The following is a 6,341-nucleotide window of genomic DNA, read 5'->3' as shown; positions in this document are numbered from 1 at the left end:
ACGGTGGGGATGTCCTCAGGAATCTCTTTTTTCTTGAACTGCTGAACGAAATCCTGCTCGGCCTGGCAGGCCTGAGCTGCATCGTAAAAACGCGCCACCAGCTCACGGGCCAATGCCTTCTTGCTTTCCATGGGATGCAGCCCTCCGGTCCGCCCGGCGATACCATCGCGGACCTGCTGCAGATGGGCCAGGTCGACATCGGACAAGAGCTCATAATAACGCACCATCAAGTCGTCGCTGATGCTCATGACCTTGCCGAAAATCTCCCGCGGCGGCTCGGTGATGCCGATATAGTTGCCCAGGGATTTACTCATCTTGTTGACCCCGTCGAGACCTTCGAGCAACGGCATGGTGAGCACGCATTGGGGCTCCTGCCCCTCTTGCTTTTGCAGTTCACGGCCAACCAGCAGGTTGAACTTCTGGTCGGTGCCCCCCAGTTCGACATCGGCCCGCAGGGCGACGGAATCGTAACCCTGCACCAAAGGATAGAGAAACTCGTGGATGGCAATGGGCTGCTGGCCGGCGAATCGTTTGTGAAAATCGTCCCGCTCCAACATGCGGGCGACCGTATAACGGGACGCCAGGCCGATGAGATCGGCGGCACTCATGCCGCCCATCCAGGTGCTGTTGAAAACCACCTGCGTCTTGGCCGGATCGAGTATTTTGAACACCTGTTCCTTGTAGGTTTCGGCGTTCTGCAAAACCTGCTCCCGGGTCAGGGATTTGCGCGTTTCGTTTTTTCCCGTCGGATCGCCGATCATGCCGGTAAAGTCGCCGATGAGAAAATAAACCTGATGACCGAGGTCCTGAAACTGCTTGAGCTTCTGAATCAGGACCGTATGGCCGAGATGCAGGTCCGGCGCCGTGGGATCAAAACCGGCCTTGATTTTCAGTGGCACACCGGTGGCCAGGGATTTCTCCAACTTCTTTTCCAGCTCTGCTTCCACCAGAATCTCCACCGCGCCGCGGCGAATGATCGCTAATTGCTCCGGAACCGACAACATAGGGTGTCCCTCCTCATTTTATTTCAGCCCGCAGGGCGCATTGCATAACGGCACCGGGCATTATCCTCAAACTCAGGCGACCGGCGCCACAATCCTGCGAATAGCGCTGGCCCGCCCCGACTGCTCGTCCACGGTCACCACCACCCCGCACAGGGCCGCGTCCTTTTTTGCGACTTCGAAGCGAACCGGCAACTGGGTAAGAAATTTTTCCATGGCCAGTTCCTTGCGCATACCGATGACCGCATCACGGCTGCCGGTCATGCCGGCGTCGGAAATATAAGCCGTCCCGCCGCCGAGAATCTGTTCATCCGCCGTCTGAACATGGGTATGGGTGCCGATGACCGCCGATACCCGTCCGTCCAGATAGTAGCCAAGGGCCATTTTTTCACTGGTCGCTTCGGCATGAAAGTCCACCAGAATCACGGAAGTTTCACGGCGCAGCTGGTCCAGTTCGCGGTCGGCGACCCGGAAGGGGCAATCCAGGTTGTTCATGAACACCCGGCCCTCGAGATTGAGAATACCAACCTTGCACCCTGCAGCGGTGGTACAGAAACCAACGCCGCGACCAGGCAGTCCCGGTGGATAATTGGCCGGCCGCAACAGGCGGGGCTCGCGTTCCAGGTAATCGTAGACTTCCCGCTTGTCCCAGATATGATTGCCCGTGGTCATGAAATCGATGCCCATTTCAAACAACTCAAGGGCAATGGCGGCGGTCAGGCCAAAACCGGCCGCGGCGTTTTCACCATTCGCCAGAACCAGATCGACCTGCCAGGCATCCACCACCTGATGCAGACAACTGGCTACGGCATGCCGCCCGGGGCGGCCTACGATGTCACCAATAAAAAGAATATTCAACAGTTCTCGCCCCTTCCAGGGTCTCCTCCGGATCGCGCCGAACAGCCAGGCAGCGGGCCGCTATTTTGCGTATTCAACCGCGCGGGTTTCGCGGATGACATTCACCTTGATCTGACCGGGATAGGTCATTTCCGCCTCGATCTTCTGGGCCACATCCTTGGCCAGGACATGGGCCTGAACATCGGAGACATCTTCGCTGGAAACCATCACCCGGATCTCCCGACCGGCCTGGATGGCGTAGCAACTGGTCACGCCCTGGAAGGAGGTGCCGATACGTTCCAAATCCTGGAGGCGCTTGACGTAGGTTTCCAGCATTTCGCGGCGGGCGCCGGGCCGAGCCCCGGAGAGGGCATCGGCGGCCTGCACCAGGACCGCCAGCACAGTGGCCGGCTTTTCATCCTCATGGTGGGCCGCCAAGGCGTGAACCACCTTGGGCGATTCGCCAAACTTGCGGGCCAGGTTGGCGCCGATGACGGCATGAGACCCCTCGATCTCGTGGTCCACGGCCTTGCCGATATCGTGCAACAGACCGGCACGCTTGGCCTGCTTGACGTTGATGCCGAGTTCGGCCGCCATGATGCCGCAAAGAAAAGCCACTTCGATGGAATGCTGCAGCACGTTCTGGCCATAGGAGGTGCGGTACTTGAGGCGGCCGATGAGTTTGATGATTTCCGGATGAATGCCATGGACACCGACATCGAAGGTTGCCTGCTCGCCCGCTTCGCGAATGGAGTTGTCGACTTCCTGAGCCGCCTTGGTGACCACTTCCTCGATGCGCGCCGGATGGATGCGGCCATCGGTAATCAGGCGCTCCAGGGAAATGCGCGCCACTTCACGCCGCACCGGATTGAACCCGGAAATAATGACCGCCTCCGGGGTATCATCGATAATCAGATCGATGCCGGTGGCCGCCTCGATGGCACGGATGTTGCGGCCTTCCCGGCCGATGATGCGCCCCTTCATTTCGTCCGACGGCAAGGGCACCACGCTGACGGCACTTTCGGCCACGAAATCACCGGCGTAGCGCTGCACCGCCAAAGCGAGAATTTCCTGAGCCTTCTTGTCCGCCGACTCACGTGCCTCATCTTCGATCTGCTTGATCCATTTTGCCGATTCGTGGCGGGCTTCGCTCTCCATCATGGCCATGATCTGCTGCTTGGCTTCGTCGGACGAGATCCCGGCCAATTGCTCCAACCGTTCGCGCTGGGCGACGCGCAATTGCTCCACCTCAGCCTCGCGGCCCCGGATCTGCTCTTCCTGTTCACCCAGGCGCGTTTCCCGGCGTTCGAGGCTTTCCTCCCGGCCATCCAGCTGCGTCGTCTTCCGGTCGATAAGCTCCTCTCGCTGCAACAAGCGCTTCTCCTGGGACTGCAGCTCCCGGCGCATCTCACGGGCCTCTTCCTCCCACTCCGCCTTGGCTTGCAGCAGTGCATCCTTTTTTTGGATTTCCGCTTCCTTGCGAAGAATTTCCGCGTCCTTGTTGGCTTCCGCCAGAATCTGCTCAGCGCTACGCCGAGCAGTTGCCAGTTCGTTTTCCGCCAGACGCCTGCGCACCAGGACGCCGCCGAGGGCGCCGGCCAGCAGTGCCACCCCTACCTGCAACCATGCGATTTCTATACTCAACGCCTTATCCTCCTCAATGTTGGCAACTGTCCAGAGCGGAGACCGCCGGCCCGAAGGCGTAGCAGCGCTCTTCCGTTACCAGCAGATCGAGACATACATCATGCTCTTCCGCAGGCAGACGCTGAACCAGTTGAAGTTCGTAGCACAGACCGATAACCTGGCTTGGGCGGCCTTGGCGGCCCAGAGCCCGGTCATAGAACCCCTTGCCGTAACCAAGCCGATGACCGCAAAGATCGAAGGCCACCCCGGGAACCAGCAACACATCCAATTCGGAGGCCGCCACCAGGTCTTGGCCTTCGGGTTCCAGGACACCGAAGGCTCCCGGCACCAGTTCCCGACGGGATCTGACCTCGACAAAAACCAGGTCCTCTCCGTGGACACGGGGGAAGACCAGCTTCTTGCCCTCCCGACGGGCGCGATGGAAAATCTCTTCCGTAAACACTTCATTCAAAATGGGGCTGTACAGGGCCAGGGTGCCGGCATCCCGATACACTGCCATCGTCAGGAACCGTTCCTGAATTCTCAAACTGTGGCTCAGACAGATCTCCGCGGCCAAGTGCTTGCGCCGCGCCAGCATGTCAACGCGTATCGGCTTTTTCGGCATGGTGAGAGATCCCCGAGGCAGCCCGGCGATCTCCGTAGGAAGTTGTTAGACGGGAAAGGATGGGTTATTCGTCTGGCCGCTCCACCTGAGCACTTGGCAGACAGGAGAAAAAACGGGCACCTTCAGCTGTTTTCCACCGTTTTATGCACTCTTTCGCACTATCCGGCAGAAACACCTTGGCCCTGAGCCTGGGCGGCATGCTTTGCATGCAAATCAGGGCACCCGCTCGGGGCCTTGGCCGCCATTTCGACCAAACGAACAAAAAACGCAAGCATGACCTGCGCTTTGGAAAGCAATCTTCCAGCCAATCTATCTAAAATCTTCTTACAGAAATCGACCGGCGCCGAAGCACCAACTGCATCATTCTGCGAAGAAAATATCGCCGGCATCCCGTTTCTTCTCGGACGGTTCCGGCCCTCCGGCACAGGCCCCTTCAAGACGTTCCAGCAGTCGGGCCAAGCGCATCGCCGCAATGCCGGCTTGTTCCTCATGCTCCTCGCGCAACCGCAAATAGGCCTGGCTGATGTGCAACAGTGCCAGCACCGCGGTGTTGAGGGAGTCGACGGAACGACTGCCCGCCATGATATCGGCCAGTTTCTCGTTGACGAACTCCGCTACCCGATGGATCTCTTCCGGCGCAACGCCGCTTCGGATTGTGTACTGTTGCCCCAGAATCGTGACCTGAACGGCATGCTTCAAGCCAGTTCCTCACCCAGCCCATCCAGCTTGGACAAAACCCTATCCAGCTCGGCGAGAAATTGCTCCCGCTCCTGCAGCAGGCGATCCCGCTCGGCTCCCAACCGTTGACACTCCTCTTCCAACTCCCGCTTGCGGGCCAGGAGCAGGTCAACCTTTTCTTCAAGATGGAGAATAACTGATAAATCCACGACTTTCCTTCGCTCGAATATGTTGGAAGTCTAAGAAAAAAACAGCATCAAGTCAAGGTATTATGCGGGCCTCTCAAACAAGGCCCGGACAAACTGGTCGGGATCGAAGGGACGCAGATCCTCAATCCCTTCGCCAATCCCGACAAATCGCACCGGCAACCCAAGTTCGGCGCCGATGGCGACCAGCATGCCGCCGCGTGCGGTCCCATCCAGCTTGGTCAGAGCCACGCCGGAAACGGCTACCGCTTCCTGGAACAGCCGCGCCTGCACCAAGGCATTCTGACCGGTGGTGGCATCCACCACCAGCAGGGTTTCATGGGGAGCGCCGGGCAATTCGCGATTCAGCACCCGGCGGATCTTCTTCAGCTCTTCCATGAGATTGGCTTTGGTGTGCAACCGGCCGGCCGTATCCAGCAACAGCACATCGGCGCCTCGAGCTTGCGCCGCCTTGATGGCATCGTAGGCCAAGGCGGCAGGATCGGAGCCGGCGGCATGCCGAATCACCTCGACCCCGGCCCGCCGACCCCAGATTTCCAACTGCTCCACCGCCGCGGCCCGAAACGTGTCCCCGGCGCCGATCAACACCTTTTTGCCCTGACCGACCAGTTGGTTCGCCAACTTGCCGATGGTCGTGGTTTTGCCGACACCATTAACGCCGACGACCATGATCACGAAGGGCCTGGCCCGCTCCGGCGCGAGGGGTTGCGCCTCCAACCGCAGTCGCTGCCGTATTTCATCCTGCAGAATTTCCCGTACCTGCTCCACCTGGCTGCCGTTGCTGCGAGTCAAACGCTGTTCCAATGCCGTCATCAACTCCCGGGTGGTTTTCATTCCCAGATCGGCGGTAATCAATATCTCTTCCAGTTCTTCAAGCAATGCATCGTCCACGACCTGACGACCCCGGAGCAGAGTATCAATGCGCCCCACAAGAGAGGCCTGGGTTTTGGCCAATCCGGCCCGCAGCCGAGAAAACAGGCTGCCCGGTTTGGGGGCCTGAGGTGCTTCGACCTGAGGTGCTTCGACCTGAGGTGCTTCGACCTGAGGTGCTTCGGCCTGAGGTGCATCGCCTGCGGTGTCTTCCGCCACCGGCAGATCTGACACTTCGACCTCCTCAGGATCCTGGGACACCTCTTCAGCGGGCAGCTTCTCTGGCTGGGAACCGGGTCGAAACCCCTCTTTCAAGCGCTGCCACAGACTGAAGTCAAACCCGCGCTCGAACCGCTCCTCGCCGGGTATGACGGCGTCCCTCCCGACCCCGGCGAACTGCCAGGCGGGATCTGCGAAGCAAACCGGATTTTCTAATAGATTTCGTAACAAACGCCAGAAACAAACCATGATCATCTTGCCATCCCCACTTATGCGGTCTGC

The 6,341-nt window shown here is 59.4% G+C and carries 7 protein-coding genes (1 of these 7 cut by a window edge); all 7 read right to left on the bottom strand.

The features are described 5' to 3' along the window. Nucleotides 1-1,001: the 5' portion of a tyrosine--tRNA ligase gene (gene tyrS / locus JQN68_RS03905; RefSeq protein ID WP_225072979.1), read on the bottom strand. It extends 223 nt beyond the left edge of the window; only the first 1,001 of its 1,224 coding nucleotides appear in the window; its start codon is at nt 999-1,001; the stop codon falls past the left edge of the window. A gap of 75 nt (nt 1,002-1,076) precedes the next feature. Further along, nucleotides 1,077-1,859, bottom strand: coding sequence for a TIGR00282 family metallophosphoesterase (locus JQN68_RS03900; protein ID WP_225072976.1), 783 nt, complete (start codon nt 1,857-1,859; stop codon nt 1,077-1,079). 60 nt (nt 1,860-1,919) lie between these two features. Then, nucleotides 1,920-3,482 carry a ribonuclease Y gene (gene rny / locus JQN68_RS03895; protein ID WP_283775375.1) on the bottom strand — a complete coding sequence of 521 codons (1,563 nt, stop codon included), beginning with the start codon at nt 3,480-3,482 and terminating at the stop codon, nt 1,920-1,922. Between the two features lie 13 nt (nt 3,483-3,495). Beyond that, a complete protein-coding gene (locus tag JQN68_RS03890) occupies nt 3,496-4,086 on the bottom strand; it encodes a 5-formyltetrahydrofolate cyclo-ligase (RefSeq protein ID WP_225072975.1) in 591 nt (196 codons plus the stop codon). Nucleotides 4,087-4,446: 360 nt separating this feature from the next. Then, a complete protein-coding gene (locus JQN68_RS03885) occupies nt 4,447-4,785 on the bottom strand; it encodes a cell division protein ZapA (RefSeq protein ID WP_225072973.1) in 339 nt (112 codons plus the stop codon). Continuing rightward, nucleotides 4,782-4,973 (bottom strand): cell division protein ZapB, encoded by a 192-nt coding sequence (locus JQN68_RS03880; RefSeq protein ID WP_225072972.1) that lies wholly within the window; start codon nt 4,971-4,973, stop codon nt 4,782-4,784. Before JQN68_RS03880 ends, JQN68_RS03885 begins: the two co-directional genes overlap by 4 nt. A gap of 60 nt (nt 4,974-5,033) precedes the next feature. Further along, a complete protein-coding gene (gene ftsY / locus JQN68_RS03875) occupies nt 5,034-6,314 on the bottom strand; it encodes a signal recognition particle-docking protein FtsY (protein WP_225072971.1) in 1,281 nt (426 codons plus the stop codon). Nucleotides 6,315-6,341: the final 27 nt, after the last annotated feature.

The sequence above is a fragment of the Desulfuromonas sp. CSMB_57 genome (assembly GCF_020194955.2).
GTDB lineage: Bacteria > Desulfobacterota > Desulfuromonadia > Desulfuromonadales > Syntrophotaleaceae > JAFCIY02.
The sequence above is the reverse complement of the archived record's forward strand: the minus strand, read 5'-3'. Positions and strand labels throughout refer to the sequence as shown.